The sequence below is a fragment of the Streptomyces monomycini genome (assembly GCF_022271435.1).
GTDB classification, from domain to species: Bacteria; Actinomycetota; Actinomycetes; order Streptomycetales; family Streptomycetaceae; genus Streptomyces; species Streptomyces monomycini.
The window spans coordinates 60,370-86,627 of the sequence record NZ_JAFIQY010000019.1 but is presented as its reverse complement, the minus strand read 5'-3'; the positions used below and the strand labels follow the sequence as shown (position 1 = coordinate 86,627).

Below are 26,258 nucleotides of genomic sequence, written 5' to 3'. Positions count from 1 at the left end.
CCTCCTGATCGGCACGTACGGCCTCCGGATCAGCACGCGCGGTCGAGCACGTCGGCGGCGTCGCGTACGGACACCGCCCACGGCCGGTCCGGCGCCACGGTCGGCTCCAGCGCGTCCAGGAGGCGGACGCAGGCGTCGGCGGTGGGGCGCCGGGTGCCGACGTGGACGGCCTGGCGCAGGGCGACGGCGAGCGAACCGTGCAGCAGGCGCAGCGTCCTGGCCTGCCGGAGCGCGGTGAACGCGGCCTGGGTACCGAAGGGGACGATGTCCTGGTTGTGCCAGTTGGTGGGGATGCTCTGCATGGCGGCAGGGGTCGCGGCCCGGCGCATCGCGACCACCAGGGACGTCGCGGCGAGCTGAATGCCCTGCACGCCGTGGTCGCGGCCGGGGTCCTCGGCGAGCATCGGGTTGAGGCCGCCGTTGCGGCGGGGGTCGATCAGCAGATCCAGCTGGCGTTCGGCGAGGTTGGCGAGCTGGGCCGCGGTGATGGACATCAGATCGGCGACGAAGGCGACCTGCTGGCCGAAGAAGTTGCCGCCGTGCGCGACGACGTCGCGTTCGGGGAAGAGCAGGGGGTTGTCGCTGATGCCGTTGAGGTCGTCGGTGACGACCTGGCGGGCGTGGCGCAGGCTGGTCGCCGCGGCGCCGAGGATGTGCGGCGCGCAGCGCAGGGTGTAGGGCTCCTGGAGGGCACGGGTGCCGCTCGGTTCGTGACCGGTGAGTCGTTCGCGCAGGTCGGCGGCGCGTTCGGCGGTGTCCTCATGGCCCAGCGCCTCGAAGATCTCGGGGGCGGTGAAGTCGGGACGGCAGCCGAGGACACCGGCGAGCAGGGCGGTCAGCGCGGTGCCGGCGGCCACCGAGCGGTGCAGCTGGGCGAGCGCGAGCCCGGCACCGGCCGCGGTCACGGACGTGCCGTTGACCATGCCGAGCGCGTCCCTGCCGGTGAGTTCCACGGGCAGCAGCCCGGTCTCGGCGAGGGCCTTCGCCGCGGTCATGCGGGTGGTGCCGACGTAGGCGTCGCCCCGCCCTTGGAGGGACCTGAGGGCGTGGGCCAGCGGTGCGAGGTCACCGCTGGCGCCGACCGATCCGTACTCGGGCATCACCGGCGCGAAGGACGTGCCGAGCATCGCCACGAGGGCGTGCACGGCGGCGGGCGCCACGCCGGAGCGGCCCTTGGCCAGGCTCCACAGGCGGGTGAGCAGGGCGGCCCGGACCACCGGCGGTTCCAGGTCGGGCCCCTGGCCGACTTCGAGATGGCAGAGCACGTTCTCGCACTGGTCGGCGCCCTGGTCCTGGCCCGCGTAGACGACGAGGGGGCCGAAGCCGGTGGTGGTGCCGTAGATCTCGCGGCCCTCGGCGATGCAGGTGTGCAGGTAGTCGTGGCTGCGGGCGACGGCGGCGCGGGAGGCCTCGTCGAGCCGTACGGTGACGGGCCCGGCAGCGGTTTCGAGCGTCTCGGGGGTCAGGACCGAGGGGAATCGCAGCTCGGCCGGGGAGGGCGGCAGGTTCGAGGGCATCGCTTTCCTTGGGTGGGGACGACGGTGCCGCCGCGGGCGGGGATGCGCGGCAACGGTGACGGTCGGGAGCGCGGCGGGCAGCCGGTCCCGGTACGGCCGGTACGGGCGGTCAGCGCCGGCCGGCCGTGAACAGGTGGGCCCAGGCCGTGCCGGGCGAGCGCGGGCTGTCGCCGGGGTCGGCGGCGATGGCCAGGGCCTGGTCGGCGTCGCCGGCGGCGATGACGCGCGCGGCGGCGGTGCGGGCCGCGACCAGCGGGTCGCCGATGGCGAGCGTGGCGACGAGCGGGCCGGTCAGGCCCCATACGGTGCTCAGGTGGCCGAGCGCCGTGGAGGGCACGTTCTGGAAGAGCAGGGGCTTGGGCACCTGCTGCTGTCCGGCCACCGCGTCGTCGATGGCGGTCTGGGTGACCACGTCGCCGCGGGTGGCCGCGAGGACGAGCGCGGTGCGGGCGCCGAGCGCCGGGGGCAGCGGCGGTGTGCCGTAGCGGTCGGCGAGGCAGCGTTCGCCGACGGCCACCAGCAGGGGTGCGAAGGCGGAGGTGTCGAAGCGCGGGACCTCCGGGAGGCGCGCTGCCGGGTCGTCCGCCGGCGGCCATTGGGCGCGGGTCTCTACGATCAGTTCCATGGCGTCCTCATGAGGCTCCTCCGCACTCATGGCGTCGTGCGGTACGGGGTGGTCGGGGATGGCGGCACGGCTGTGGCGGCATGGCTACGGTGCGGTTACGGCATCGCCAGGAGGAGGGCCGTGCAGACACCGCCGAAACCGCTGTTGAGGCTGAGCGCGTAGCGGGACTGCGGGGCGCGGCCCGGTTCAAGCACCAGATCGAGGGGGCAGTCCTCGTCCGGGCCGAGGTGGTTGGCGTTGACGGGCAGCTCCCCGTGGCGGAAGGCGAGGGCGCAGACGGCCAGTTCGACCAGGCCGGAGGCTTCCAGGCAGTGTCCGTGCAGGGCCTTGGTGGAGCTGACGGGGACCCGTACGCCGTGCGGGGAGAGCGCGCTCACGATGGCGGCGGCCTCGCCCGCGTCGAAGGCGGGGGTGGCGGTCGCATGGGCGTTGAGGTAGCCGATCCGGTCCCCGGTGACCCCGGCCCGGCGCAGTGCGGTGGTGACGGCCGCGGCGGGGCCCCGGCCGTCGGGGTGGGGGCGGCAGACGTGGTGGGCCTCGGCGGCGTTGCCCCAGCCGCGGACGGTGGCCCACGGCGGTGCGGTGCCGGTCTGTTCGAGGACCACGGCGGCGGCGCCGTCCCCCAGCACCGGGCCTTCACGGCCCGCGCTGAAGGGGCGGCAGACGCCGTCCGGGGCGAGGATGCCGGCGCTGTCGAAGGCGGCGAACATGCTCGCGTCCACGAAGCTGCCGCCGGCCACGACGGCCCGCCGCTCGGCCGTGGTCCTGACGAGGTGGGCCGCCTCGGCGACGGCGGTGTTGGAAGCGGCGCAGGCGGCGGTGTGGACGGTGAGCACCTCGCGCAGGCCGCAGGCGCCCGCCAGTTCGACGGCCAGGGAGGCCGTGTCCGGGCCCGCGTGCAGGGCGAGGACGAGCGGCGTGGCAGCCCGGTCGTCGGGGGACAGTTCGGCCTGGTCGCAGGCCTCACCGATGAGATCGGCCAGCTCCCCGTACAGATCGGGGGTGCCGGGGAGCGTGGCGGCGTGACGGGCCCGGTGGCGCGCGGTGTCGAAGCGGGTGACCGCGGAGGTGGCGGGCGTCGCGGAGGTCAGGCCCTTCCAGAGGGCGTCCGGGCCGTGGCCGTACGCGGTGAGGACCGACAGGCCGGTGACGCGGGCCATCAGGAGACCACCGCGTGCCGGGACTGTGGCTGGTAGGTGACGGGCAGCGCCGTCAGGCCCGCGGTGACGTGCAGGTGGGTGATGCCGCCGGTGGAACCGCGCTGCCACGGCAGCGTGTCGAGCGGCTGGGCGGCGGCGAGACCGGGCAGGCGGCGCAGTACGGCGCCGAGGGCGGTACGGCACAGGCCGACGGCGAGGCCGCTGCCGAGGCAGAAGTGCGGGCCGTGGGCGAAGGCGAGGTCCTGGCCGACGGTCCGGGTCAGATCGAGGCGGTGGGGGGCGGCGAACCGTCGCGGGTCCCGGTTGGCGAGGGCGATGTGCACGATGACGGCATCGCCCGGTGCCAGCTCCGCGCCGTACAGCTCGGTGGGCTCCAGGGCGAAGCGGGGCATGGTGGCCGCCAGGGGCGAGGTGTAGCGCAGCAGTTCGTCGAAGCCTTCGAGGACCTGGGCGGGCTCGGCGAGGAGGTCGGGGCGGTGCCAGAGCGCGTACAGGCTCGACGTGAGGAAGTCGGCGACGGGCTCGTAGGCGGAGACCAGCAGCAGGAAGAGGGTGGAGGTGAGCTGACCTTCGTCGAGGCCGGCGGCGTCGGCGTGCGCGATCATCGCGCTGACGGCGTCGGCCCCGGGTCTGCGCCGCCGGTAGGCGACGAGGTCGTGCATCAGCTCACTCATGGCTTCGCGGTCGGTCGCGTACTGCACGCGATCGGGCGAGCCGGGGGGATCGAACAGCGGCGACGGGCCCCAGCGCCGCAGCTCCAGCGCGCGCCGGACGAAGTCGGGCGGATATTCCAGCAGTCCGGTGACCGCCCGGACGCCGAACGGGTGGGCGAACTCGCGGACGAGGTCGGCGCGGCCGCGCCCGGCGATCGCGTCCAGCAGCTCCTCCGCGGTCTCTTCGGCGCGGTCGACGGCGGCCCGTACGCGGTCGGGCGTGAACGCCGACGCGCCCAGCTCCCGCAGCCGGCGGTGCAGATCGCCGTCGGTGTTCAGCATGCTGCGGACGATGCTGTCGGTGACCTGCGGACCGGTGAACCCCAGATAGCGCGTCCATCGCTCGCCACCGCGGACGGCCGGCTTGGCGAAGCCGCCGTCCGTCATCACCCGGCGCGCGGCGTCGTATCCGCTCGCGACCCAGACGGGCGAGCCGTCGGGCAGCTCGGCACGCCACACCGGGGGCTCGCCCCGGGTGTCGATGCGCTCGGCCTCGGGACTGAGGCGGACCCGCGCGTCCATCAGAAGTGCCGTACCGGGACCAGCGGCCACCACAGCCTCCCCACACTCGGAATACACAGTGTCATCAATGAATTACCATCAGTAATATCATGTCACTCGGTCATCCTCCTCAAACGGATGACGCGGCAACAGATCACCGCAGCAGACCGGACAGGGACACCCATGCACGACCAAGGCATCGGCGCCTGGACCGCACGGCGGGCGCGGCGCACACCGCACCGCACCGCACTGATCCACGACGGCGGGCTCCGGGTGACCTACGCCGCCCTCCACGCCCACGCCGCGTGCATCGCGCACACCCTGCGGCAGCACGGCGTACGCAAGGGCGACCGGGTCGGCTTCCGCGGCGCCAACCGGCCCGAGTTCCTCGCGTCCCTCTTCGCCACCGGCCTGCTCGGCGCCGTGTTCGTGCCCTTCAACATACGGCTCGCCCCGCCCGAACTGGCCTGGCAACTGACGGACTGCGGCGCCCGGGTACTGCTGCACTGCGGCCGCTCCCCCGGCCCGCCCCCGGACGGCGGCGTACGGCTGATCGAGGTGCCCCCGCCCCGATGCACCGCTCCCGCCCCCGCCTCCGCCCCCGTGCCCGTCCCGGTCGACGAAGCCGTGGCGCCCGACGACCCCTGCCTCATCCTCTACACCTCCGGCACCACCGGCCGCCCCAAAGGCGCCGTGCTCACCCACGCCAACCTCACCTGGAACGCCGTCAACGTCCTGATCGACGAGGACCTGACGGCCGACGAGACCGCCCTGGTCGCCGCGCCGCTCTACCACGCCGCGGCCCTGGGCATGCAGGCCCTGCCGGTGCTGCTGAAGGGCGGCACGTGCGTCCTGCTGGAGACCTTCGACGCGGGCGCGGCACTCGAAGCCGTCGAACGGCACCGCGTCACGTCCCTGTTCGGCGTCCCCACGATGTTCCGCCGGATCGCCGCCCACCCGCGCTGGCCGGACGCCGACCTGTCGTCCCTGCGCACCCTGGTGTGCGGCGGAGCGCCGACCCCTCGGTCCCTGATCGACACCTACGCCCACCGCGGGCTCACCCTGCGCCAGGGGTACGGCATGACCGAGGCGGCCCCTGGCGTCCTGCTGACCCACGACGGCCGCACCGACCCCGGCCGGGGCCGCGCAGGCATCCCCCACTTCTTCACCGACGTCCGCGTGGCGCACCCCGCCCCCGCGCCCGCCCCCACGTCCGCACCCGCCCCCTCCACCGACGCCGTCGGCGAACTCCTCGTCCGCGGCCCCAACGTCATGACCGGCTACTGGAACCGCCCGCACGAAACCGAAGCGGCCTTCACGGACGGCTGGCTGCGCACGGGCGACGCCGCCCGCACGGACACCGACGGCGGAGTGACCATCGTCGACCGCATCAAAGAGGTGATCATCTCGGGCGGCGAGAACATCTATCCCTCCGAGGTCGAGCACGCGCTGCTGGCCCACCCGGACGTCGCCGACTGCGCCGTGATCCCGGTACCCGACCCCGAGTGGGGCGAGGTCGGCCTCGCGGTCCTGGTGGCGGCCCCGGGAGCGACCCTCGACCCGGCCGAGGTCCTCGCCTCCCTGACCGGCCGCCTGGCCCGCTACAAGATCCCCCGCTCCGCCGTCATCGCCCCGGACCTCCCCCGCTCCGGCACCGGCAAGACCGCCCGCCGACACCTCAGGGCCCGCTACGGCGCGCCCTGACCCGCGCCCTCGCAAGCTCTGGCACACCGCGGCGGACGCCCCATCACGACACGCGTCACGACAGGCGTCACGACAGGAGGAAGCGCCAGCGGTCGGCCGATTCCCGCTGGTCCAGGACGACCCGTTCCAGGAACGTCCCCGACCTGGCCAGCCGTTCCCCCACGGGGCTGCCGGGCCCGAGCGCCTCCGCCGCCGCCAGTGCGGCCCGCGCCGACTCCAGCGTCCGCTGGGCGCTGAGCACGACCGAGTGGTACCAGGCGTCGTCGTCGACCACGTAGACGTCGCGGCGCCGGTGCGGGTCGCGCTCGCGCCGCACGTATCCGTGCTGCACCAGGTAGTTCACGGCCACGGACACGGAGGCCGGGCTGACGCCGAGCCTGCGGGTCAGCTCGGCCGCGGTGCGCCTGCCGTCCTCGGAGAGCAGCAGGTCGACGTGCACACGCGCCGTGATCCTCGGCAGTCCCGCCCGCACCGCCAGCTCGATCACCTCCTGCTCCACCGCGCCGTCCGGCCCTCCGGGCGCTTGGGGCGGTGCCGGTGTACCGCGCCGCGCCCGCCGGGCCGTCGCCCGGTGCGCCTGCTGAGGCCGGTAGCCGCCGGCGCCGCCGTTGCGTGCGACCTCCCGGCTGACCGTCGAGGTCGGCCGGCCGAGCCGCCTGGCGATCTCGGCGTAGGTGAGCCCGTCGGCGAGTCCGGCCGCGACGCGCTGGCGGTCCTGCTGGGTCAGTCGTCCTCCTGGCATGGCGGCAGTATTGCCTTCGCCTCCTCCCATTGCAACGGCACGTTGCATTCGAAGGCAGCGTCATTGCACCAATATTCCACTCCCCACCTGCATCGATGCATATCGGGTGATTGACGTGATGTTGAACGCAACGTAGCTTTCGAGCTGCGCCAAAACGCGTACTATCGCGACATGAGGAGAGCGGTCATGAGCGAGTCCCTCCACACCGTCCCCACGCTGCCGACAGGCCGCAGGTCCGGCTGTCCGTTCGCCCCGCCGGCCGAGCTGACCGACGCCCGCCGGCACGGCCCGATCAGCCGCTACACCTTCCCGGGCGGGAAACCCGGCTGGCTGATCACCGGATACGACCTGGTCCGCGCGGTCCTGGCCGACCCGCGGTTCAGCTCACGCAAGGAGCTGATGCGCTACCACCCGACCATCGACTACGGCGACATCGAGGTCCCTCCGGCGCCGCCCGGCGAGTTCCTCCTCACGGACGACCCGGAGCACCGGCGGTACCGCAAGCCGCTGGCGGGCAAGTTCACCGTCCGGCGGATGCGGATGCTCACCGAACGCGTCGAGCAGATCACCGACGACTGCCTCGACGCCATGGAGAAGACCGGGCCTCCGACGGACCTGGTGAGCGCGTTCGCCAAGCCCATCCCCGCCATCGTGATCTGTGAGCTGCTGGGAGTGCCGTACGAGGACCGGGCCGCCTTCCAGGAGCAGATCGGGTCGTTCATGAACGGGGAGACGACCGACGAGGAGCTGATAGCGGCGTACACCGCGGTGCAGAACTATCTCGCGGAGCTGGTGGCCGCCAAGCGCGCGCACCCCACCGACGACGTGCTCAGCGAACTCACCGACAGCGACCTGACCGAGGAGGAGCTGCGCGGGATGAGCCTGATCCTGCTGGCGGCCGGGCTCGACACCACCGCGAACATGCTGGCACTGGGCACCTTCGCGCTGCTGCGGAACCCGGCGCAGCTGGCCGCGCTGCGCGGCGATCCCGCGCTCGCCGACCGGGCCGTGGAGGAGCTGCTGCGGTATCTGAGCGTCGCCAAGACGTTCATGAGGATGCCGCTGGAGGACGTCGAACTGGGCGGCCACACCATCGAAGCCGGCTCGCCGGTGATCCTGTCGCTCAACACCGCCAACCGTGACCCCGAGCGCTTCGCCGATCCCCATGTGCTCGACCTCCGGCGGCAGGGCGGCGGGCACCTGGCCTTCGGCCACGGCATCCACCAGTGCCTGGGCCAGCAGCTGGCCCGTGTCGAGATGCGGGTCGCGTTCCCCGCGCTGGTCAACCGTTTCCCCACGCTGCGCCTGGCCGTACCGGCCGAAGAGGTCGGCCTGCGCCCGGAGACCGCGGACATCTACGGGGTCAAGCGCCTGCCGGTCGCCTGGGACGTGTGACCGGGAGTTCCGGGGAGGCTGTCCGTGCCCGCTCAGCCGCCCGCCCCGGAGGAGCCCAGCTCCCCCCACCCCACCGTCCGGTCGCACCACCGCTCCAGCAGGACGCGGTCGTGTCCCACCGCCAGCAGTCCCGCCCCCGACTCGCGCCGGTAGTCCTCGACCACCGCCACCAGCGCGGCCGTCGTCGACGCGTCCAGCATCGCGGTCATCTCGTCGCAGATCAGCCAGCGCGGACGCAGGACCAGGGCGCGGGCCAGGCAGGCGCGTTGCAGCTGGCCGTCGCTGACCTCGTGCGGGCGGCGGGACAGGAGGTCGCTGGAGAGGCCCACGGTGGGGGCCAGTTCGGCGAGGCGGGTGGGGGCCTCGGTGCGGCGGCCGGTGGCGCGCAGGGGTTCGGTGATCAGGTCGGCGAGGCGCAGGCGCGGGTCGGCGGACAGCCGGGGCTGCTGGAAGACCACGCCGTACGCGGTGCGCTCGGCGGGGGTGGCGCGGTGGCGGTAGCCGCTGACGGGCCGGCCGTCGAGGACGACGGTGCCGGCGTCCGGGCGGTGCAGCAGCGCGGCCACCCGGGCCAGGGTCGACTTGCCGCAGCCGCTGGGGCCGAGCAGGCCGACGGCCTCGCCGGCTTCGACGCGCAGCGAGACGTCCCGGACGACGGGGCGGGCGCGGTCGTACCCGGCGGTGACGGCACACAGTTCAAGCACCGGCTGCTCCCTCTCGTACGGCGGCCACGGGCTCCCCCGGCGTTCCCGGCGGGTGGTGGCAGGCGGCGCCGTCCGTCAGCGCGGGCACGACGCTCGTGCAGCGGTCCGTGGCCCGGTCGCAGCGGGCGGCGAAGGCGCAGCCCGGCGGGAGGTCGCCCAGTTCCGGGGGCATGCCGGGGATGGGGGTGAAGGCGCGGTCCGGGAGGGCGTCGAGCAGGCCGCGCGCATACGGATGACGGGGCCCGGGGGCGCCGAAGAAGTCCGCCGCTTCCGCTAGTTCGACGATCCGTCCCGCATACATGACGGCCACCCGGTCGGCGATCCGCTCGGCCGCCGCCAGGTCGTGGGTGATCATGAGGAGGGCGCGCCCGACGCCTCCGGTGTCCCCGGGGGTGCCGACGCCTCCGGTGCCGACGCCTCCGGTGCCGCCGGGCGCGTCGATGTGGCGGCGCAGTTCGTCGACCGTACGGTCCACCAGGTCGCGGTCCAGGCCGGTCGTCGGTTCGTCGGCGAGCAGCAGCGGGGCGTCGCCGACCAGCGCGAGGGCGGTGGCGGCGCGCTGGGCGAGGCCGCCGGAGAGTTCGTGCGGGTGGCGGTCGAGGTGGTCGGCGGGGAAAGCGGCGCGCGCCGCGGCCTGCTCGGCGGCGGCCCGCAGCGCGTGCTTGGGGGTGCCGGTCAGCTCCCGGACGGTCTCCTCCAGCTGCGCCCGCACGGTGCGAACGGGGGTCAGGTGGGCGGCGGGGCTCTGGGGCACCAGGCCGATGCGGCGGCCGCGTACGGAGCGGGACAGTTCGCGTTCGGAGGCGGTGAGCAGTTCCGTGCCGTCCAGGTGTGCGGTGCCCGCGGTCTGCGCGTTGCCCGGCAGGAGGCCGAGCAGCGCGGAGGCCAGGACGGACTTTCCGCAGCCGCTCTCACCGACGAGCGCGAGGCACTGGCCGGGCGCGAGGTCGAAGGAGACGTCGGTGACGGCGGCGACGTGCCGCCCGCCGCGCATCCGGAAGCGTACGGAGAGGTCGCGCACGGACAGTACGGGAGCGGCCGGGGGTGCGGGCGGCGTGGTCACAGCATCAGCTCCGATCGGCGGCGTGGGTTGATGCGTTCGCGCCAGACGCCGGCCAGGCCCGCGATGGCCAGCGTGGGGACGATGATGAACAGGCCCGGGAAGAGGGTCGGCCACCAGTCCCCCGCGAGCAGCGAACTGCGCGCGCTGTTGACCATGTTGCCGAGGCTCGCCTCGTGGGCGGGCAGCCCGAGCCCCAGGAAGGACAGGGCGGACTCGTGCCAGATGGCGTGCGGGACCATCAGGACGGCGGCGAGTCCGGCCTGCGGCAGTACGCCCGGCAGCAGGTGGCGGACGGCGACCCGCCACCGCGAGGCGCCGCCGGAGACGGCCGCGTCGATGTACGGGCGCGAGCGCAGGGAGAGCACCTCGGCCCGGACGATCCGGGCGGTGGACAGCCAGTGGGTCAGCGCCACCGAGATGATCACGGGCCAGACGCCGGGCCGGAACATCGCCACGATGAAGATGCCGAGCAGCAGGTGCGGTACGGACGAGAACAGGTCCACGACGCGCATCACGGCGCGGTCCGCCCAGCCGCCGAGCGCTCCGGCCAGCGCGCCGACCGCGGTGCCGATGACGGTGGCGACGAGCGCCGCGACCACGCCGACCAGCAGCGAGACGCGCAGCCCGTACACACAGCGCAGCAGCAGGTCGCGGCCCACGTCGTCGGTGCCGAAGGGATGGGAGAGGGAGGGCGCCCGGAGTTTGGCGGCGAGGTCGACGGCCTGCTGGTCCAGGGGGAACAGGAGGGGGACGACGAGCACGGCCAGCACGACGGCCGCCACCAGGACGGCGGAGGTGCGGACGCGCAGGGCCCGGGTACGGGTGCCGCCGCGCCGTGCGGGGCGCTGGTGCCAGTGGGTGGCGGCGGGAGTGCCGGCCGCCGTCTTCCTGGGTGCCTGCACCGTCTCAGCCGTTTCAGCCATCGAAGCCCACCCTCGGGTCGGCGAGTCCGTACATCAGGTCGGAGAGCAGGTTGCCGATCAGCACGGCGATCGTGGCGAGCACCGTCAGCGCGGCCAGCAGCGGGAAGTCCACGCTCGTCGCCGCGTCGACGGTGGCGGCGGCGATGCCCGGCCAGCTGAAGACGGACTCCACCAGCAGCGCGCCGGTGATCAGTTCCGGTACCCGCGAACCGATCAGGGTGAGGACCGGCAGCAGCCCGGAGCGCAGGGCGTGCTGGAACAGGACGGTGCGCTCGCCGAGGCCGCGGGCCCGCGCGCCGCGCACCGGGTCCTCCTCCAGGGCGTCTCCGACCCCTTGCCGTACGTACAGCACGAACCAGGGGAGTTGGGAGACGGCGAGGACCAGGGCCGGGAGGATGACATGGCGCGCGATCTGGCCGGCCGTGGCGACCTCGCTGCCGGTGTCGGTCAGCCCGCCGGCCGGCAGCACGCCGAGCTTGAGCGCGAACAGCCAGACGGCCAGCAGTCCGAGCCAGAACGGCGGGGCGGCCTCCAGGGTGTACGCGGCGGAGGTGACGGCGCGGTCCAGCATCGAGCCGGGCCGCCGGGCCGCCAGGACGCCCAGCAGCGTGCCCAGGACGATGGCGGTCACGAACGCCAGGGCGCACAGCAGCACCGACCAGCCGATGCGTTCGCCGATGACCTGCGAGACGGGCGCGCGCAGCGTCGCGGAGTCGCCGAGGTCGCCGGTGAGCGCGCCGGTCAGCCAGTGCCACCAGCGGCCCAGCAGCGGCTGGTCGACGCCGAGATTCTGCCGGATCTGGTCGAGGTTCGCCTGGGAGGCGGTGAGCCCGGCGGTGCCCGCGTACGCCCTGACCGGGTCGAAGGGCGCGGCGGCCGCGACGGCGAACACGCCGAGGGTGACGGCGAGGAGGACGGGTACGGCGAACAGAGCGCGCCGTCCCGTCATCCGCGCCATGGGGCCCCAGGGCAGCTGTGCGAGGCGGCTCACGTGGCGGGCTGCCAGTCCTCCACGTTCCACCACGGGCCGGAGGCCAGGCCGTGGTCGTGCGGCTCGACCTGGGTGGTGAGGTCCTTCCACCGGTCCTTGACCACGTAGAGGTGGTCGATGTGGGTGAGGAAGACGTACGCCGGGTCGTCGACGAGTTCGCGCTGCACGGCGTCGTAGCCGGCCTTGCGCGCGGCCTTGTCGTCGGTGCGGCGGGCGTCCACCAGCGCCTTGTCGACCTTGGGGTTGTCGTAGCGCGACATGTTGTTGAAGCCGTCGCCGGCCAGCGAGGAGTGCAGCAGCAGGTACTGGTCGAAGTCCGGGTCGGCGGGGCTGCCGCCGCCCGCGAGGACCGCGTCGGTCTTCATGTTCGGCATGATCGCTTCCCAGGGGCCGGACTCGACCTTCACCTCGATGCCGGCCTTCTTGGCGTCGGAGGCGAAGGCGAGCGCGTGCTCCTGGCGGAGCTTGTCGCCGGCCAGGTACCAGAGCTTGAACGAGGCGGGCTGTCCGTCCTTGGCGCGGATGCCGTTCTCGCCCTTCTTCCAGCCGGCGTCGTCGAGGATCTGCTCGGCCTTCTTCAGGTCGTGGGTGCGCTCGGCGCCCTTGGCGAACCAGGGACTGTCGGTCGGCACGGGCCCGTAGGCGGGCTTGCCGGCGCCGTCGAGGATGCCGTCGACCATGGCCTTGCGGTCCACCGCGATGTCCAGGGCCCGGCGGACGGCCTTGTCTCCGGTGACCTTGTTGGCGGTGGGCAGGGTGACGGTGCGGTAGTCGAAGGTCTTGGCGGCCAGGGACTTCTTGTCCTGGTCGGACTTGAAGGTGGCGGCGAGGTTGGGCGGCAGGATCGCGCCGTCGAGGTCGCCGGAGCGCAGCCGGGTGGCGCGTACGTCGTCGTCCTTGATGATCGCCATGGTGAAGTTCTTCACCTTGGGGGCGCCGCCCCAGTAGTGCGGGTTGGCCTTGAAGGACAGCTTCTCGCCCTTGGACCACTTGGTGAGGATGTAGGGGCCGGTGCCGATCGGCGCGGTGGTGAAGGAGCCGTGGTTGATGTCCTGCTTGCCCGCGACGTGCTGCGGGGCGATCGGCAGGACGGTGCGCTCGGCGAAGGGCGCGTAGGGGTACTTCAGGTGGAAGACGACGGTGCGGGCGTCCTTCTTCTCGACCTTCTCCAGGGCGTCCAGTTCGGCCTTGGAGGCGTTGTTGGTCTTCGCGTCGAGGATGGTCTCGTAGGTGAAGACCACGTCGTCGGCGGTGAAGGGCTTGCCGTCGCTGAAGGTCACGCCGTCGCGCAGCGTGTACGTCCAGGTCTTGCCGTCGTCGGAGACCTCGGGCAGCTTCGCGGCCAGCGCGGGCTTCAGCTTCATGTCCGCGTCGTGGGTGAGCAGCCCGTCGAAGATCTTGGAGTTGCCGTCCTTGCCGTAGCCCAGCAGCGGGCTCAGCGACTCCGGCTCGTAGGCGATGCCGACCACGGCGGAGTCCTGGGCACCGGACGCGCCGCCCTTGCCGCTGCCGGGCGTCGAGCAGGCCGCCGCCGTGAGCGCCACCGTTCCCGCCAGTGCCGTGGCGGCCGCTGAGCGTATCGACCGGGACCTCATGCCCACTCCCTACTGAAGACCGTATGTTGTTGCAAAGTGCAGGCAATTAAACAACATGTGAGAAGCGGAATCCTCGCCACCCCCCACCACCGAGCCCGGCACGATGGGCGGATGACCTCCGACCCGCTCTCGCGCCTGCCCGCCGCCCTGCGGGACGTGCCGTACACCGGCTCCCGGCACCCCGGTGCCGGCCCGCTGCCGGGCGGCCGCCATCCGTACGACGTGACGGCGGGCGCCAACTGCCAGCTCTACGCCTACGCCGTGCTGCGCCACTTCGGACGCGAGGTGCCGCCGCTGCGGTCCGCCGAACTGTGGGCCGACACCGTGGCGACCGTACGGGCCGGTCCGCCGCTCCCGCTGGACCTGGTGCTCTTCGACGCCGGGGAGGCGCCGGGACGGCCCGCCGGGTACGGGGCGCACGTGGGCGTGCACCTGGCGCCCGGCCAGGTGCTGCACCTGTGCAAGGAGGCCGGACGGCCCGCTGTGTGGACGTACGCGGACTTCGCCCGGCGGGCCCGCTACGCACGGTTCCTGGGCGCGAAGCGGGTGCGGGCGGCGCCGGTCAGCCGGTAGCCGCCACCGGCCGGGCGGCGCGCGTCACCAGTCTCCGCCGCCGAAGCCGCCGCCGCTGTCGCCGCCGCCGAAGTCCCCGCCGCCGCCGAAGCCGCCGGAGAAGTCGTCCGGGTTGAAGTCCGCCCCGGAGACGTCACCGCCCTCCGCGCCCTGCTGGCCGCCGCCGAAGTCGGAGGCGTAGGCGGACGGGCCCATCATGACGCTGCCGAGCATGGTGCCCATGAGGAGGCCCGGCAGCATGCCGCCGCCGAAGTAGCCACCCGCCCAGGGGCCGTACGCCGGGCCCGCGTCCCAGTAAGGACGCTGCCCGTACTCGGTCTGCACCGTGCGGGCCATCGGCTCCTGCCCGTCCGCCAGGCGCGCCTGGTCGGCGGCGCAGACCGGGACCGTACGCGGTGCCGCGCCGTTCGGCGCCCACTCCGCGTCCGCGACGGACGGCCCGTGCCGCGGGTCGAAGAAGCACGGCACCCGGCGTTCGGGCAGCGGCTTGCCCTCGCGCCGCGCGGCCAGCGTGGCCAGCGCGAACCGGCCGTCCTCCAGGGCCTTGGTGACCTGCTCGACGTCACCGGGGCGCTCGGCGCGGGCCATCGCCGACTTGGCGTTCTCGTACGCGTCCAGCGCGTGGCTGTAGTCGGCCCGCATCGCGTCGTCGGCGCCGGGCTCGCCGGGGGTGAAGTCGAGCCGGTCCAGTTCCTCGCCGAAGGCGGTGATGTCCTCGTCCACCACGACACGCAGCTGTTCCAGCGCGGCCCGCTCCTCCTCGGCCCGCCGCTTCTTGTTGCGGCGGTGCAGCTCGAAGGCGCCACCGCCGCCGACCACCACCAGCGCGCCCAGGCCGACGAGCGCGCCGGTGCCGACACCGGCGCCGTCGCCGCCCCAGGAGGCCGGCTCGTGGCCGGACGCCTGCTGGGTGGCGGTGTCCACGAAGCTGTTCAGGCGTTCCTTGGCGGTGCCGTAGTTGGAGCGCTGGACCGCGCCGACGAGGTTGCGTACGGAGTTGTGCGACATCACCCGGGCGTCGGCACCGGCGTTGAACTGGTCGCCGAGCTCGACGGCGTAGACGCCGCTGATGCCGGTCTTGGTGCGCAGGTCGCTCAGAAGGGTGCGGGGCCGGTACTCGGCTGCCTTGGGCAGCACCGCGACGAAGACCGGCTTCCCGGAGTCCTTGATCTTCTTGGCGAGGGCGTCCGCGTCGGCGGACGACAGCTCGCCGGACGCCCGCGGGTCCACGTACACCGGGCCCTTCTTCAGGGCGTCCGCCGCCTCGTCGAGCCCTCCGGCGGCCCGCGCGCCGGGGGCCACGGCGGTGAGCACCGCCAGGAGGACGGCGGCCAGCAGGGACGCCGGGCCGGCCTGCGGGTACCGGCGGAGCGCCGTCCCAGAGGCCGAGGGGCGACGGGGTGCGATCTTCATGATGACGACGCTACCCGAACCGCACTTTTTAGACATAACGGTTGCGTAACGGGCGGAGCCGTGCCGCACGCACCCGGACACCGGGCGCGCTACCGCCGCGCGGACACAGTGTCGTACAGCCGTGGCGCCCCGGCCGCTCAAGGGCCCCCGGTGAGGTGGCCGTCACCCCGGCACCGGTGATGATCTCATCGCGCGGGGAGGCTTCGCCCGACCGCCCCCGACGAAACGGAGGTCATCATGCGTACGGCGAAGGCCCAGGGCATAGTCGTCGGAGCCGCCACCGCCGCCGTGGCGGCCGCCCTCGCGGTCGGACCGGCCGCCGCCCCGTCCGCCGCCGATCCGGCCCTGAAGGTCACGGCACCGGCCGCCGGCTCCAGTGCGAAGGTGGCGGGCAGCCTCCTCGTCCAGTGGTCGAACACCACCGGGAAGGAGGTGGACGTCTGGCTGAGCGCCCGCACGCCGTCCGGCGGACACGACCGGCTGTCGCTGGTGGCACCCAAGGCGGGCGACAAGAAGGCCGGCGAGGCCCTGGCGACCCTGCCCACCGTGCCGCCGGGCACCTCCTACACGGTCGAGGTGACGACCCAGGACGGCAAGGAGAGCGACGTCAGCGGGCCGTTGAGTCTCGTCGGGTAGGACACACCGACACACACCGACCGCGGACGGTTCAGAGCTGCCGCGTACGGTTCAGGGCGCCCACGGAAGCCGGAGCGCTTCGAGACCGGGGTCGGCGAGGAGGGCCTCGATCAACGAGGTGGGTCCCGCGACCTTGGTGCCGTGCAGGTCGTAGTGGGTGAAGGTGACCCACGACCGGTCCTCCGGCCAGACGTTGGAGGGGCTGTAGGCCCCCAGGTCGGGGTGGTGGATCAGGCCGTACGCATCGCCCAGGCGGCCTGCCAGCACCGTGGGGACGTGGTAGTAGAACATGTTCCGGCAGAAGTGGACCAGGCAGCGGGTGTCCGCACCCTCCGGGCTCTGCTCGATGAGCAGATCGATCAGCCGGTGCCAGGTCTCCCAGTCGAGGCTGCCCTCTTCCGGCCACAGGACGTCGCCCGGCAGGCCGGGGTCCCTGGTGCCGCGGGGGCGCACTTGGTAACGGTCGGGACGAGAGCCTTCCTTGACGACCGGGACGCCGAGGTGTCCGGCCAGCTCCGCCCAGCGAAGGCGCCGCCAGTCAGGCGCCGGCGGCGTGTGCCAGCCCGTCTCGTCGTTCCCGGCGTTCTCCGCGGCCGCGTCGGCCGGGCGCCGCGGGACCTCGTACATGGCGTTCAGGACCCAGGCACTGTCGGGGCGCGCCGGCGGTTCGAACCCGAGCAGGCCGTCGTCGCCGGACAGCTCGGCCAGCCAGCGCGTCTCCTCCTCGGCGGACACCCGCGTCCAGTTGGCGAATGCCGCGGCCTCCTCGGCAGTCAGGACCTGCGCCGCCCGCTCGGCCTTGTGCTCTGCGAGGAGGTCCCGCAGTACGGAGTCGGTCTCGTCCATGCCGGGAAAGCCGTAAATGTCTTGCATAGGGCCATTCTTTCAGCCTGCGGGAGCCGGCCGAGGACCGCCCTCGCCGTCAGCAGGACGCCCGACGCCCCGCACGGTCCGCTGCGGAACCGGCCGTACGGGGCTGAGCCGAGCGCGCCGGAAGCCGCTACGGCGCCTGGAGGTCCGCCAGTTCCGCGAGGGCCGCGCGGTGCCGTCCCGGGGTGCCGAGGGCGATCTCGTCGGCCTTGGCGCGCTTGAGGAACAGGTGCGCGGGGTGCTCCCAGGTCATGCCGATGCCGCCGTGCAGCTGGATGCACTCCTCGGCCGCGCGCACCGCGACGGGCGCGCAGTACGCCTGCGCGACCGCCACCGCCACCCGCGCGTCCGGGCTGCCGGTGGCCAGCGCGTCGGCGGCGTTGCGGGCCGCCGCCCGGGCCGAGGCGACCTCCAGCCACAGCGCGGCCATCCGGTGCTTGAGCGCCTGGAACGAGCCGACCGGGCGCCCGAACTGGGTGCGTTGGGCGGTGTGCCGCACGGTTTCGGCCAGACACCATTCGGCGATGCCGAGCTGTTCGGAGGCGAGCAGCCCCGCGCCCGCGAGCAGGGCCCCGGTCACCGCCGCCCGAGCCGTGTCCTGTCCGGCCAGCAGCCGTCCGGCGGCGCGGTCGAGGGTGACCCGGGCCGGGGTGCGGGTCAGGTCGAGCGGTGTGCCGGGCGCGGTCCGCACCCCGTTGGCATTCGCGTCCACGGCGTACAGCGCGTATCCGTACGGGCCGTCGGCCGGCACGAGCAGCACGTCCGCCGCTGCGGCGTCCGCGACGCCGGTCACCTCGCCGCTCAGCGCACCGTCCGCGTCGGCCCGTACGGCCGGTTCCGGCAGGGTGCCCGGAGCCGTCGGCAGGGGCACGGCGAGCACGCCGACGCTGTGCCCTTCGGCGAGCGCGGCGAGCGGCGCGGCCACTTCCGGGCGGTCCGTCTCGCAGCCGAGCAGCGCCGTCACGGCCAGGACCGCGCTGGTCAGGTACGGAACGGGCGCCACCGAGCGGCCCAGTTCCTCCAGCACGACGGCGGCCTCGCGGGCGCTCGCGCCCTGCCCGCCGAGCTTCTCGGGGACCAGCAGTCCGGCCGTGCCCATGTCGGCGGCCAGCGCGCGCCACAGTCCGGTGTCGTGCGTCCGGCCGCTCTCCAGGTCGGCGAGGACGGCGGCCGGGCCGCCGCGGTCGGTGAGCAGCGAGCGGACGGCGGCCCGCAGGTCGTCCTCCGGCTCCGAGTAGAGGAGGTCGGGGGCGGCGCCGGGCTGCGCGGGGGCGGCCTGGGCCCTGCTCGGAGCGGTCATCGGGGGAGATCCTTCCACGCGACGTCCTTGTCGGTGCGCGGCTCGGGCGGCAGCCCCAGGACGCGTTCGGCGACGATGTTCAGCAGCACCTCGGAGGTGCCGCCCTCGATGGAGTTGCCCTTGGCGCGCAGGTAGCGGTAGCCGGCCTCGCGTCCGGTGAAGTCCACTCCCTCGGGGCGGCGCAGCGTCCAGTCGTCGTACGCCAGCCCGTCCTCGGCCAGGAACTCCACCTCCCAGCCGCTGATCTGCTGCGCCAGCCGGGCGAACGCCAGCTTCATGCCGCTGCCTTCCGGCCCCGGCTGCCCCTTCGCGAGCTGCTGACGCAGCCGCTCCCCCGTGAGGCGGGCGACCTCGGCCTCCACCCACAGGCCGAGCAGCCGCTGGTGGAGGTCGTGGGTACGCGCTTCCGGTCGTGCCCGCCAGGCCTGGGCGGCCACGCCGATCATGCCGCCCTCGCGCGGCATGCGGGCACCGCCGATCGCCACCCGCTCGTTCATCAGCGTGGTCTGCGCGACCTTCCAGCCCTCCCCCACCTCGCCCAGGCGGTGCGCGTCGGGAATCCGTACGCCCGTCAGGAAGACCTCGTTGAACTCGGCCTCGCCCGTGATCTGCCGCAGCGGCCGTACGTCGACGCCGGGGTCGGTCAGGTCGCACACGAAGTAGGTGATGCCGCGGTGCTTGGGCAGCTCCGGGTCCGTACGGGCGATGAGGATCGCCCAGCGGGCCTGGTGGGCGCCGGACGTCCAGACCTTCTGGCCGTCCACCGTCCAGTGGTCGCCGTCCCGTACGGCGCGGGTGGCGAGCGCGGCCAGGTCCGATCCGGCGCCGGGTTCGCTGAACAGCTGGCACCACACCTCTTCGCCGGTCCACAGCGGACGCAGGAAGCGCTTCTTCTGCTCGTCGGTGCCGAAGCGGAGGATGGTGGGGGCGGCCATGCCCAGGCCGATGCCGATGCGGCGGGGGTTGTTGTCCGGTGCGCCCGCCGCCTCCAGCTCGGTGTCCACGACGACTTGGAGCGCGCGCGGCGCGTCGAGTCCGCCGAGGCCCGGGGGGAAGTGGACCCAGGCCAGCCCGGCGTCGAAGCGGGCGCGCAGGAAGGCGAGCGGGTCGGTGGTGGCGGGCGGGTGGGCGGCGAGCAGGTCGGCGGTGCGGCGGCGCAGTCCTTCGGCGTCGAGGCTCCCGGCCTCGGGGTGCTCCTCGGTCATCACGCGTCCTCCAGACCGGGGACGACGACGAGGCGGCCGGTGGTGGTGCCGTCGAAGACGCGCTGGACCGCCTCGGCCGCGCCGGACAGCGGCACCCGGCCGCCGATCAGCGGCTTGATGACGCCCTGTGCGGCCAGCTTGGTCAGCTCCTCGTGGCAGGCGTCGACCGCGGCCGGGTCCTTGGTGTTGTACAGGCCCCAGTGCAGGCCGAGGATCGTGTAGTTCTTCACGAGGGCGTGGTTGAGGCCAGGGGCCGGTACGGCGCCGCTGGCGAATCCGACGACCACGATACGGCCCTCGAAGGCGACGCACTTGACGGACTTGGCGTACGCGTCGCCGCCCACCGGGTCGTAGACCACGTCCGCGCCCCGGCCGCCGGTCGCCTCCTTGACGGCGGCCACGAGATCGTCGGTACGGCGGTCCAGCACCACGTCGCAGCCCAGTTCACGGGCGACGGCCGCCTTGTCGGGGCCGCCCACCACCCCGACGACCCGCGCCCCCGCGGCCTTGCCGAGCTGGACGGCGGCGCTGCCGACCCCGCCCGCGGCGGCGTGCACGAGCAGCGTCTCGCCGGGCTGGAGACGGGCCCGGCGGTGCAGGCCGAACCAGCCGGTCTGGTAGCCGATGTGCAGCGCGGCCGCCTCCGCGTCGTCCAGGGCGTCCGGTGCGGGGCGTACCGTCGCGGCGTCCGCGAGGGCCAGTTCGGCGAAGCCGCCGTCCGGCAGCGGGGGCTGGGCCAGGACCCGGGCGCCCACCTCGGCGGACGCGCCCTCACCCGCGGCGAGCACCTCGCCGCAGATCTCCACGCCCGGCGTGAAGGGGAGCGGCGGACGTACCTGGTACTGGCCGCGGCACAGCAGCGCGTCGGGGAAGTTGACGTTGGCCGCCCGCACCCGCAGCAGCAGTTGTCCCGGCCCGGGCCGCGGGTCCGGCACTTCTTCCCGCCGCATCACCTCGCGAGGCTCGCCGTTCTCGTGTACGCGCCATGCCTTCACAGGTGCCTCCACAGACCTCGGGTACGCGGGGAGCGCGGGGTGCCGGATCGCGCCGGGGTCCCGCGACCCTCGGCATACTAAGCGGTCGGTATCCCTGAGGGAACAGCCGATCGCGGGCAGGCTGGTACCGGGGGGCGCCGCGGTCCGCGGCCTGGCAGCGCCCAGAGCCTGGTACTTGGGGCGTCGAGGTACGCGACCGGCGGCGCCCGGAGCCTGATACCCGGCCCGTCGAACTCCCCGACCGGCGGCGCCCGGAGCCTGATACCGGCAGGGGCAGGCTCCGCACCGCCCGGTGGACGACACTGACCCGTATGGACACCACCGCCGAGTTGGGCAACTTCCTCCGGACCCGCCGCGCCCGCCTCCAGCCGGAGGACGTCGGCCTGATCTCCTACGGCGCCCGGCGCCGCGTGCCGGGCCTGCGCCGTGAGGAGCTGGCACAACTGGCCGGGGTGAGCGTGGCGTACTACACCCGCCTCGAACAGGGCCAGAGCCACAACGCCTCGGACGGCGTCCTCGACGCGCTCGCCCGCGCCCTGCGGCTGTCCCCGGACGAACGCGCGCACCTGCGCGACCTCGCCCGCCCCGCCCGGGCCCGCCGCCGCCCGGCCGTACGGCCCGACAGGGCGCGCCCCGGCACGCTCCAACTGCTCGCCGCGCTCGGCGAGGTGCCGGCCGTGGCGCTCGGCCGGCGCTTCGAGGTGCTGGCGTGGAACCCGGCGGGGCACGCGCTGGTCGCCGGCCACCTGGACTTCGACAGCCCCGGACGGCCGCTGGACCGGCCCAACGCCCAGCGGCTGCTGTTCCTGGACCCGCACACCCGCGAGCTGTATCCGGACCGCGAGACGGAGACCCGGCGGGCGGTCGCCGCGCTGCGCATGGCGGCCGGGCAGCATCCGGACGACCAGCAGTTGGCCGAGCTGATCGGCGAGCTGTCCATGAAGAGCGCCGAGTTCAGCACGCTCTGGTCGCGGCACGCGGTCAACCATTGCAGTTTCGGCGTGAAGAGTTTTCACCACCCGCTGGTGGGCGCCATGGAGCTGGACTTCGAGATGCTGCACACGCCGGACGCGTCCGGGCAGGGCCTGCTGATGTTCACCGCGCGGGCCGGCAGCCCGTCCGAGGCGGCGCTGCGGCTACTCGCCGCCCAGCGCCTTCCAGAACCGCGGGTCCTCGAACCCGAGCGCCCATAGCCCGGTGTTCCGTACGCCGTACTTCCTCAGCAGGGGCAGGTGCGCGGCGACCCCGCGTGCGTCCTGGTACCAGACGTGGTGCACGGCCCGGCCCGCCTTGTACGTGAAGTGCGGCGTGCCGGACTTCGTGTCGAAGCGGTAGGCGGCGCCCTTGCGGCGGCGCAGCGCCTCCGCCTCCTTCCAGGTCAGGTGCTTGGCGCGGGCCTTGACACCCTGGGTCCAGTCCCAGCCGTACCCGGGGAAGGCCACTTCGAGCTTGTCGCGCGGCACGATGCGGGTGGCGTAGCGCAGGAACTCCTCGTACCAGGCGAGCGAGGACAGCGGCCCCGGGGAGCCCTCGGCCCAGTGCAGGTCGTAGCCCATGATGCGGACGCGGTCGGCGGCCTTGCCGAGGCGCGCGTAGTCGTACGCCTTGCCGGAGGTGCCGGTGCGGGCCATGACCGTGATGACGCAGGTCTTGCCCTTGGCGTGCAGCCTGGCGCACAGCTCGTCGGCGAACAGCGCGTACCCGGTGCGCACGCGCTCGCGCATCCGGGCGCTGCCGGTGGTCGCCATCGTCTCGTAGTCGAGGTCGATGCCGTCGTACGCGCGCGAGGCCACCAGCCGCAGCAGCGCCGCGATGTGCGCGTGGCGGCGGGACCGGTCGTGCAGCAGCGCGGCCATCGCGGTGGCGTCCATGGACTCGTTGACGGTCGGTACGACCTTGATCCCGGCCTGGTGCAGGCCCGCGATGACCTGTTTGTCGCCCGCGCCGTGCTGGCTCTTGATGGTGGTGGCGGAGGTGGCCCGGTACCAGAAGGGGCTGACGGTGTGCAGTTGCGCGGCGTGCTGGAGCGCGTCACGGTAGGCGGCCTTGGTGTCGTCCCAGTAGGGCAGCCAGGCGGAGGCCGTACGGGCGGACTCCGCGGCGGCGGGAGCCGCGGCGCCCGTACGATCCTGGGCCGCGGCGCCGGGGGTGAGGGCAGCGGCGATCCCGGCCGCCGACAGCAGGAAGACGAGCCCGAGCCGGGCCCGGGGAGCCGATGCTTGGTCCATGTCCCGAGCTTGTCCCGGGTGCGGCGGGCCCGCCGCGCCGGTTGCGCCGAACGGCCGCGCCGTCCTCCGTACCGCGAACGGATGGAATCGAGGCTCCTGTACCGCGAACGGCCGGGAACGAGACCCCCGTACCGCGTACGGCCGGAGACGAGACCCCCGTACTGTGAACGGTCAGAAGCGGGCGTCGGCGGACGCCTCGGCCGCCCGGCCGCCCGCCCCGAGCAGCCCCGTCGGCGTGAGGTCGGCGTGGCCCGCCAGGCGCAGGAACGCGCGGCGGGAGCCCTCGGCCACGATCCCCGGCAGGACGGCGCGCACCGCCTGGCCCGCCCGCAGCCACGGCTGTGCGTAGACCGCGGCGGCCCGCCGTTCGATGCCCCGGACCATACGGTCGGCCACCGGCCCGGCGTCGTAGGTCTTCGACGCGGGCCACGGCAGGTGGGCGCGCAGCTCCCGCATCACCGTCCGGCGGTCGGAGGCCCGGACCATCTCGGTGTCCGCCCAGCTGAGGTACGCGGTGCCGACACCCACCCCGCGGTGCGCCAGCTCGGCCCGCAGGACCTGCGCGAAGGTTTCCACTCCCGACTTCGAGGCGCAGTACGCGGACAGCATCGGCGCCGGGCCGATGGCCGCGAGGGAGGCGACCTGGAGCAAGTAGCCGCGGGTGTGCAGGAGGGCGGGCAGGAAGGCACGCGCGGTCACCGCGCTGCCGATCAGGTTGACCTCGACGACGCGCCGCCACACGGCCGGGTCGGTGTCCAGGAAGGGGCCGCCCGCCACCACCCCCGCGTTGGCGACGACGACGGACGGCGGGCCGAAGCGGCGCTCCACGAGGGCGGCGGCGCGGTCCATGGCGTCCTCGTCGGTGACGTCCACCGGCCAGTGTTCGGCGCGCCCCGGCAGACCGGCCGCGACCTGCTCCAGCGCGTCCTCCTCCAGCCCGAGCAGAGCCACGTCGGCTCCCCGCCGTACGAGTGAACGCGCCAGGTGCGCGCCCAGGCCGCGCGCGGCCCCGGTGACGACGGCGGTGCGTCCGCGCAGGGGAAGGTCGTGGCTCATGGGCGGGCCTCCACGGGCTGCGTACGGTGCCGTTCGGGGGTGACGGGTCGAAGGCGGGTACCCGGGGCCGGGCTTCTGCAACGTCACGCCGGGTCACCGCCGAGGCCCGGGACGAAATCCGCCCGGCTGGTGTCGTACGGCCCGTCACGGGCACACGGTCGTGGTCCCGAAGGCCGGGACGACCGGACCCGCCGGTGCCGGCGACCGGCTCCCCCTGACGTTGGAGACCGCATGGCGGTAAGACATCAGCTGATCAAGAGTCCCCCCGCCGCGGTGTGGGCGGTGCTCGCCGACGGCGCCCGCTACCAGGAGTGGGTGGTCGGCCCCTACCGGTCGGAGCCGGCCGAGGGCGACTGGCCGGAGCTGGGCTCCTCGATCGCGTACAGCGTGCGCGTGGGTCCGTGGTCGCTGAGCGGCCGGACCATTGTCCGGCGAGTCGAGCCGCCCAGGGAACTGGAGCTGGAGATCGAGAGCGGCGCCCTGGGCAGCGCGCGGATCGCCGCCGAGATCCGCCCCTGGGGCGAGCACAGCCTCATCATCATGGACGAACACCCGCTGCGCGGGCCCGGCGGGCTGCTGCACAACGCCGTGCTGGACGCCCTGCTCCAGATCCGGCACCGCAGCATGCTCGGCAGACTGGCCAAGGTCGTGGAGGGCGGCCGGCCCCGGCAGCAGCCGAGCGGGGCGTTCTGAGATGCCCGACGCGGTGGTGATCGGCGCCGGTCCGAACGGGCTGGTGGCCGCGAATCTGCTGGTCGACGCGGGGTGGAGCGTGGAGGTCCTGGAGGCGCAGCCCGAGGCGGGCGGCGCGGTCCGCAGCGACCGCGGCGTCCATCCCGATTTCGTCAACGACCTGGCCAGTTCCTTCTACCCACTGGCCGCCGCCTCCCCCGTACTCGCCGCGCTCCGCCTCGACGACCACGGGCTGCGGTGGAGCCACGCGCCCAGCGTCCTCGCGCATCCGCTGGCCGACGGCCGGTGCGCGGTGCTGGAGCGGCGGCGGCCGGCCACCGCCGACGGGCTGGACCGCTTCGCGGACGGTGACGGCGACGCCTGGCGGCGGCTCTGCGAGATCTGGGACCGGGTGGGCCCGGACATCCTGGGCGCCCTGTTCACGCCGTTCCCGCCGGTACGGGCGACGGCCCGGCTCGCCGCCCGGCTGCACAGCGCGGGCGGCCTGCGGCTGGCCCGCACGCTGGTGCTGCCCGTACGGCGGCTGGGCGAGGAGGAGTTCGGCGGCGAGGGCGGCCGGCTGCTGCTCGCGGGCAACGCGCTCCACGCCGACCTGGCACCGGAGGCCGCGGGCAGCGGGGGCTTCGGGTGGCTGATGTCCATGCTCGGGCAGTCGTACGGCTTTCCCGTACCGGTCGGCGGCGCGGGCGCGCTGACGGAGGCCCTGGTACGGCGGCTGGAGTCGCGCGGCGGTGTGCTGCGCTGCGGCGAACGCGTCACCGAGGTCGTCGTACGGGCGGGCCGCGCCGTGGGGGTGCGCTCCGCGGGCGGCGAGTCGGTGCCCGCGGGCCGGGCCGTGCTGGCCGACGTGTCCGTACCGTCCCTCTACGGCGAGCTGGTCGACAGCCGGCACCTGCCCACCCGGCTGATGGCGGACCTGCGCCGCTTCCAGTGGGACTTCGCGACGTTCAAGGTCGACTGGGCGCTGGACGGGCCGGTGCCGTGGACCTGCCGGGAGGCGGCGACCGCGGGCACCGTGCACCTGGCCGAAGGCGTGGACGAACTGACGCGGTTCGCCGCGCAGCTCGCGGCGGGCCGGGTCCCCGACCGGCCGTTCGCCCTCTTCGGGCAGATGACCACCGCCGACGCCACCCGGTCACCGGCCGGGACCGAGTCGGCGTGGGCGTACACCCACGTACCGCACGACGTCCGTGCGGACGCCGGGGACGCCGGGATCACCGGCTCCTGGAGCCGCGGCGAGCAGGAGGCGATGGCGGACCGGGTGGAGGAGCAGGTGGAACGGTACGCGCCGGGCTTCCGCGCCCGCATCCGCGCCCGCCGCATCCTCGCGCCGCCCACGTTGCAGGCGCTCGACGCCAACCTGCACGGAGGTGCCATCAACGGGGGCACGACCGCCATGCACCAGCAGCTCATCTTCCGCCCGGTGCCGGGTACCGGGCGCCCGGAGACCCCGGTCAAGGGCCTCTTCCTGGCGTCGGCCGGGGCGCATCCGGGCGGTGGTGTGCACGGCGCGCCCGGCGCCAACGCGGCGCGCGCCGCGTTGCGCAAGCGGTCGCCGAGTGGCGCGCTCACCCGTCTCCAGCGGTCGCTGACCGGCCGTAACCGGCTGGGTGACCGCCCGGACGACCCGGCGGAGTGACCTGCCCGGAAGGGAGC

The 26,258-nt window shown here is 74.0% G+C and carries 24 protein-coding genes; 7 read left to right on the top strand and 17 right to left on the bottom strand.

From position 1 onward, the window contains the following. Window positions 1-29 precede the first annotated feature (29 nt). From JXZ78_RS21840 to JXZ78_RS40815, 4 genes are all read right to left on the bottom strand, one after another. The gene (locus JXZ78_RS21840) at window positions 30-1,517 is read right to left on the bottom strand and encodes an aromatic amino acid ammonia-lyase (protein WP_030023321.1); all 1,488 of its coding nucleotides are present in this window, start codon (window positions 1,515-1,517) and stop codon (window positions 30-32) included. Between the two features lie 109 nt (window positions 1,518-1,626). Beyond that, a complete protein-coding gene (locus JXZ78_RS21835; protein ID WP_050502886.1) occupies window positions 1,627-2,142 on the bottom strand; it encodes a hypothetical protein in 516 nt (171 codons plus the stop codon). Window positions 2,143-2,237: 95 nt separating this feature from the next. Further along, on the bottom strand, window positions 2,238-3,302 hold the full coding sequence (locus JXZ78_RS21830) for a beta-ketoacyl-[acyl-carrier-protein] synthase family protein (protein ID WP_030023323.1): 1,065 nt from the start codon (window positions 3,300-3,302) through the stop codon (window positions 2,238-2,240). Next, the gene (locus tag JXZ78_RS40815; RefSeq protein WP_167745466.1) at window positions 3,302-4,567 is read right to left on the bottom strand and encodes a cytochrome P450; all 1,266 of its coding nucleotides are present in this window, start codon (window positions 4,565-4,567) and stop codon (window positions 3,302-3,304) included. The genes JXZ78_RS21830 and JXZ78_RS40815 overlap by 1 nt, the downstream gene beginning before the upstream one ends. Window positions 4,568-4,699: 132 nt before the next feature. Here JXZ78_RS40815 and JXZ78_RS21820 point away from each other — a divergent pair, with 132 nt between their 5' ends. Next, window positions 4,700-6,220: an acyl-CoA synthetase gene (locus JXZ78_RS21820; protein ID WP_238783286.1), complete on the top strand. Its 1,521-nt coding sequence runs from the start codon at window positions 4,700-4,702 to the stop codon at window positions 6,218-6,220. A 67-nt stretch (window positions 6,221-6,287) separates the two neighbouring features. Here JXZ78_RS21820 and JXZ78_RS21815 read toward each other — a convergent pair whose 3' ends face one another. Next, window positions 6,288-6,962: a GbsR/MarR family transcriptional regulator gene (locus JXZ78_RS21815; protein ID WP_030022928.1), complete on the bottom strand. Its 675-nt coding sequence runs from the start codon at window positions 6,960-6,962 to the stop codon at window positions 6,288-6,290. Between the two features lie 186 nt (window positions 6,963-7,148). Here JXZ78_RS21815 and JXZ78_RS21810 point away from each other — a divergent pair, with 186 nt between their 5' ends. Beyond that, window positions 7,149-8,357: a cytochrome P450 gene (locus JXZ78_RS21810; protein ID WP_030022929.1), complete on the top strand. Its 1,209-nt coding sequence runs from the start codon at window positions 7,149-7,151 to the stop codon at window positions 8,355-8,357. A gap of 32 nt (window positions 8,358-8,389) precedes the next feature. Here JXZ78_RS21810 and JXZ78_RS21805 read toward each other — a convergent pair whose 3' ends face one another. The 5 genes from JXZ78_RS21805 to JXZ78_RS21785 all read right to left on the bottom strand — a co-directional run bounded on the left by JXZ78_RS21805 (window position 8,390) and on the right by JXZ78_RS21785 (window position 13,633). Further along, window positions 8,390-9,061 carry an ABC transporter ATP-binding protein gene (locus tag JXZ78_RS21805; RefSeq protein ID WP_030022930.1) on the bottom strand — a complete coding sequence of 224 codons (672 nt, stop codon included), beginning with the start codon at window positions 9,059-9,061 and terminating at the stop codon, window positions 8,390-8,392. Then, on the bottom strand, window positions 9,054-10,055 hold the full coding sequence (locus JXZ78_RS21800; RefSeq protein ID WP_050502841.1) for an ABC transporter ATP-binding protein: 1,002 nt from the start codon (window positions 10,053-10,055) through the stop codon (window positions 9,054-9,056). The genes JXZ78_RS21805 and JXZ78_RS21800 overlap by 8 nt, the downstream gene beginning before the upstream one ends. A 65-nt stretch (window positions 10,056-10,120) precedes the next feature. Continuing rightward, complete coding sequence (locus JXZ78_RS21795; RefSeq protein WP_030022932.1) at window positions 10,121-11,047, bottom strand: ABC transporter permease; 927 nt, start codon at window positions 11,045-11,047, stop codon at window positions 10,121-10,123. Continuing rightward, complete coding sequence (locus JXZ78_RS21790; protein WP_030022934.1) at window positions 11,040-12,005, bottom strand: ABC transporter permease; 966 nt, start codon at window positions 12,003-12,005, stop codon at window positions 11,040-11,042. The genes JXZ78_RS21795 and JXZ78_RS21790 overlap by 8 nt, the downstream gene beginning before the upstream one ends. 29 nt (window positions 12,006-12,034) lie before the next feature. Next, window positions 12,035-13,633, bottom strand: coding sequence for an ABC transporter substrate-binding protein (locus tag JXZ78_RS21785; protein ID WP_030022935.1), 1,599 nt, complete (start codon window positions 13,631-13,633; stop codon window positions 12,035-12,037). Between the two features lie 111 nt (window positions 13,634-13,744). Here JXZ78_RS21785 and JXZ78_RS21780 point away from each other — a divergent pair, with 111 nt between their 5' ends. After that, entirely contained in the window at window positions 13,745-14,206 is a 462-nt protein-coding gene (locus tag JXZ78_RS21780) for a CHAP domain-containing protein (RefSeq protein ID WP_030022936.1), read from the top strand. Window positions 14,207-14,230: 24 nt separating this feature from the next. On the opposite strand, the gene JXZ78_RS21775 is transcribed toward JXZ78_RS21780, so the two are convergent. Then, on the bottom strand, window positions 14,231-15,619 hold the full coding sequence (locus JXZ78_RS21775; RefSeq protein ID WP_030022937.1) for a hypothetical protein: 1,389 nt from the start codon (window positions 15,617-15,619) through the stop codon (window positions 14,231-14,233). Window positions 15,620-15,856: 237 nt separating this feature from the next. Between JXZ78_RS21775 and JXZ78_RS21770 the strand changes: the two genes are divergently transcribed. Beyond that, entirely contained in the window at window positions 15,857-16,255 is a 399-nt protein-coding gene (locus JXZ78_RS21770) for a hypothetical protein (protein WP_050502835.1), read from the top strand. A 51-nt stretch (window positions 16,256-16,306) separates the two neighbouring features. Here the strand turns inward: JXZ78_RS21770 and JXZ78_RS21765 are convergent, their stop codons facing one another. The 4 genes from JXZ78_RS21765 to JXZ78_RS21750 all read right to left on the bottom strand — a co-directional run bounded on the left by JXZ78_RS21765 (window position 16,307) and on the right by JXZ78_RS21750 (window position 20,625). Then, window positions 16,307-17,128 (bottom strand): hypothetical protein, encoded by an 822-nt coding sequence (locus JXZ78_RS21765; RefSeq protein ID WP_050502836.1) that lies wholly within the window; start codon window positions 17,126-17,128, stop codon window positions 16,307-16,309. 127 nt (window positions 17,129-17,255) lie between these two features. Further along, window positions 17,256-18,425, bottom strand: coding sequence for an acyl-CoA dehydrogenase family protein (locus JXZ78_RS21760; protein ID WP_030022941.1), 1,170 nt, complete (start codon window positions 18,423-18,425; stop codon window positions 17,256-17,258). Beyond that, window positions 18,422-19,630 (bottom strand): acyl-CoA dehydrogenase family protein, encoded by a 1,209-nt coding sequence (locus tag JXZ78_RS21755; protein WP_030022943.1) that lies wholly within the window; start codon window positions 19,628-19,630, stop codon window positions 18,422-18,424. Before JXZ78_RS21755 ends, JXZ78_RS21760 begins: the two co-directional genes overlap by 4 nt. After that, window positions 19,630-20,625 carry an NADPH:quinone oxidoreductase family protein gene (locus JXZ78_RS21750; RefSeq protein ID WP_030022944.1) on the bottom strand — a complete coding sequence of 332 codons (996 nt, stop codon included), beginning with the start codon at window positions 20,623-20,625 and terminating at the stop codon, window positions 19,630-19,632. The genes JXZ78_RS21755 and JXZ78_RS21750 overlap by 1 nt, the downstream gene beginning before the upstream one ends. A gap of 311 nt (window positions 20,626-20,936) precedes the next feature. On the opposite strand from JXZ78_RS21750, the gene JXZ78_RS21745 reads away from it, so the two are divergent. Beyond that, window positions 20,937-21,818 (top strand): helix-turn-helix domain-containing protein, encoded by an 882-nt coding sequence (locus JXZ78_RS21745; RefSeq protein WP_030022946.1) that lies wholly within the window; start codon window positions 20,937-20,939, stop codon window positions 21,816-21,818. Here JXZ78_RS21745 and JXZ78_RS21740 read toward each other — a convergent pair. Further along, on the bottom strand, window positions 21,762-22,853 hold the full coding sequence (locus JXZ78_RS21740) for a glycosyl hydrolase family 18 protein (protein ID WP_030022947.1): 1,092 nt from the start codon (window positions 22,851-22,853) through the stop codon (window positions 21,762-21,764). The genes JXZ78_RS21745 and JXZ78_RS21740 overlap by 57 nt on opposite strands. A 171-nt stretch (window positions 22,854-23,024) precedes the next feature. Beyond that, window positions 23,025-23,909, bottom strand: a complete 885-nt coding sequence (locus JXZ78_RS21735; protein ID WP_030022948.1) for an SDR family oxidoreductase — start codon at window positions 23,907-23,909, stop codon at window positions 23,025-23,027. Window positions 23,910-24,140: 231 nt separating this feature from the next. Here JXZ78_RS21735 and JXZ78_RS21730 point away from each other — a divergent pair, with 231 nt between their 5' ends. Together JXZ78_RS21730 and JXZ78_RS21725 are read left to right on the top strand one after the other, a co-directional pair. Continuing rightward, window positions 24,141-24,602 (top strand): SRPBCC family protein, encoded by a 462-nt coding sequence (locus JXZ78_RS21730; RefSeq protein ID WP_030022950.1) that lies wholly within the window; start codon window positions 24,141-24,143, stop codon window positions 24,600-24,602. Window position 24,603: 1 nt separating this feature from the next. Beyond that, window positions 24,604-26,241 carry a phytoene desaturase family protein gene (locus tag JXZ78_RS21725; protein ID WP_238783285.1) on the top strand — a complete coding sequence of 546 codons (1,638 nt, stop codon included), beginning with the start codon at window positions 24,604-24,606 and terminating at the stop codon, window positions 26,239-26,241. The last annotated feature ends 17 nt before the right edge of the window (window positions 26,242-26,258 follow it).

Coding starts and splice junctions, on each gene's coding strand:
- JXZ78_RS21840 (WP_030023321.1), bottom strand. CDS start 1,517: ATGCCCTCGAACCTGCCGCCCTCCCCGGCCGAGCTGCGATTCCCCTCG.
- JXZ78_RS21835 (WP_050502886.1), bottom strand. CDS start 2,142: ATGGAACTGATCGTAGAGACCCGCGCCCAATGGCCGCCGGCGGACGAC.
- JXZ78_RS21830 (WP_030023323.1), bottom strand. CDS start 3,302: ATGGCCCGCGTCACCGGCCTGTCGGTCCTCACCGCGTACGGCCACGGC.
- JXZ78_RS21820 (WP_238783286.1), top strand. CDS start 4,700: ATGCACGACCAAGGCATCGGCGCCTGGACCGCACGGCGGGCGCGGCGC.
- JXZ78_RS21815 (WP_030022928.1), bottom strand. CDS start 6,962: ATGCCAGGAGGACGACTGACCCAGCAGGACCGCCAGCGCGTCGCGGCC.
- JXZ78_RS21810 (WP_030022929.1), top strand. CDS start 7,149: ATGAGCGAGTCCCTCCACACCGTCCCCACGCTGCCGACAGGCCGCAGG.
- JXZ78_RS21800 (WP_050502841.1), bottom strand. CDS start 10,055: ATGCGCGGCGGGCGGCACGTCGCCGCCGTCACCGACGTCTCCTTCGAC.
- JXZ78_RS21795 (WP_030022932.1), bottom strand. CDS start 11,047: ATGGCTGAAACGGCTGAGACGGTGCAGGCACCCAGGAAGACGGCGGCC.
- JXZ78_RS21790 (WP_030022934.1), bottom strand. CDS start 12,005: ATGGCGCGGATGACGGGACGGCGCGCTCTGTTCGCCGTACCCGTCCTC.
- JXZ78_RS21785 (WP_030022935.1), bottom strand. CDS start 13,633: ATGAGGTCCCGGTCGATACGCTCAGCGGCCGCCACGGCACTGGCGGGA.
- JXZ78_RS21780 (WP_030022936.1), top strand. CDS start 13,745: ATGACCTCCGACCCGCTCTCGCGCCTGCCCGCCGCCCTGCGGGACGTG.
- JXZ78_RS21775 (WP_030022937.1), bottom strand. CDS start 15,619: ATGAAGATCGCACCCCGTCGCCCCTCGGCCTCTGGGACGGCGCTCCGC.
- JXZ78_RS21770 (WP_050502835.1), top strand. CDS start 15,857: ATGCGTACGGCGAAGGCCCAGGGCATAGTCGTCGGAGCCGCCACCGCC.
- JXZ78_RS21765 (WP_050502836.1), bottom strand. CDS start 17,128: ATGCAAGACATTTACGGCTTTCCCGGCATGGACGAGACCGACTCCGTA.
- JXZ78_RS21760 (WP_030022941.1), bottom strand. CDS start 18,425: ATGACCGCTCCGAGCAGGGCCCAGGCCGCCCCCGCGCAGCCCGGCGCC.
- JXZ78_RS21755 (WP_030022943.1), bottom strand. CDS start 19,630: ATGACCGAGGAGCACCCCGAGGCCGGGAGCCTCGACGCCGAAGGACTG.
- JXZ78_RS21745 (WP_030022946.1), top strand. CDS start 20,937: ATGGACACCACCGCCGAGTTGGGCAACTTCCTCCGGACCCGCCGCGCC.
- JXZ78_RS21740 (WP_030022947.1), bottom strand. CDS start 22,853: ATGGACCAAGCATCGGCTCCCCGGGCCCGGCTCGGGCTCGTCTTCCTG.
- JXZ78_RS21735 (WP_030022948.1), bottom strand. CDS start 23,909: ATGAGCCACGACCTTCCCCTGCGCGGACGCACCGCCGTCGTCACCGGG.
- JXZ78_RS21730 (WP_030022950.1), top strand. CDS start 24,141: ATGGCGGTAAGACATCAGCTGATCAAGAGTCCCCCCGCCGCGGTGTGG.
- JXZ78_RS21725 (WP_238783285.1), top strand. CDS start 24,604: ATGCCCGACGCGGTGGTGATCGGCGCCGGTCCGAACGGGCTGGTGGCC.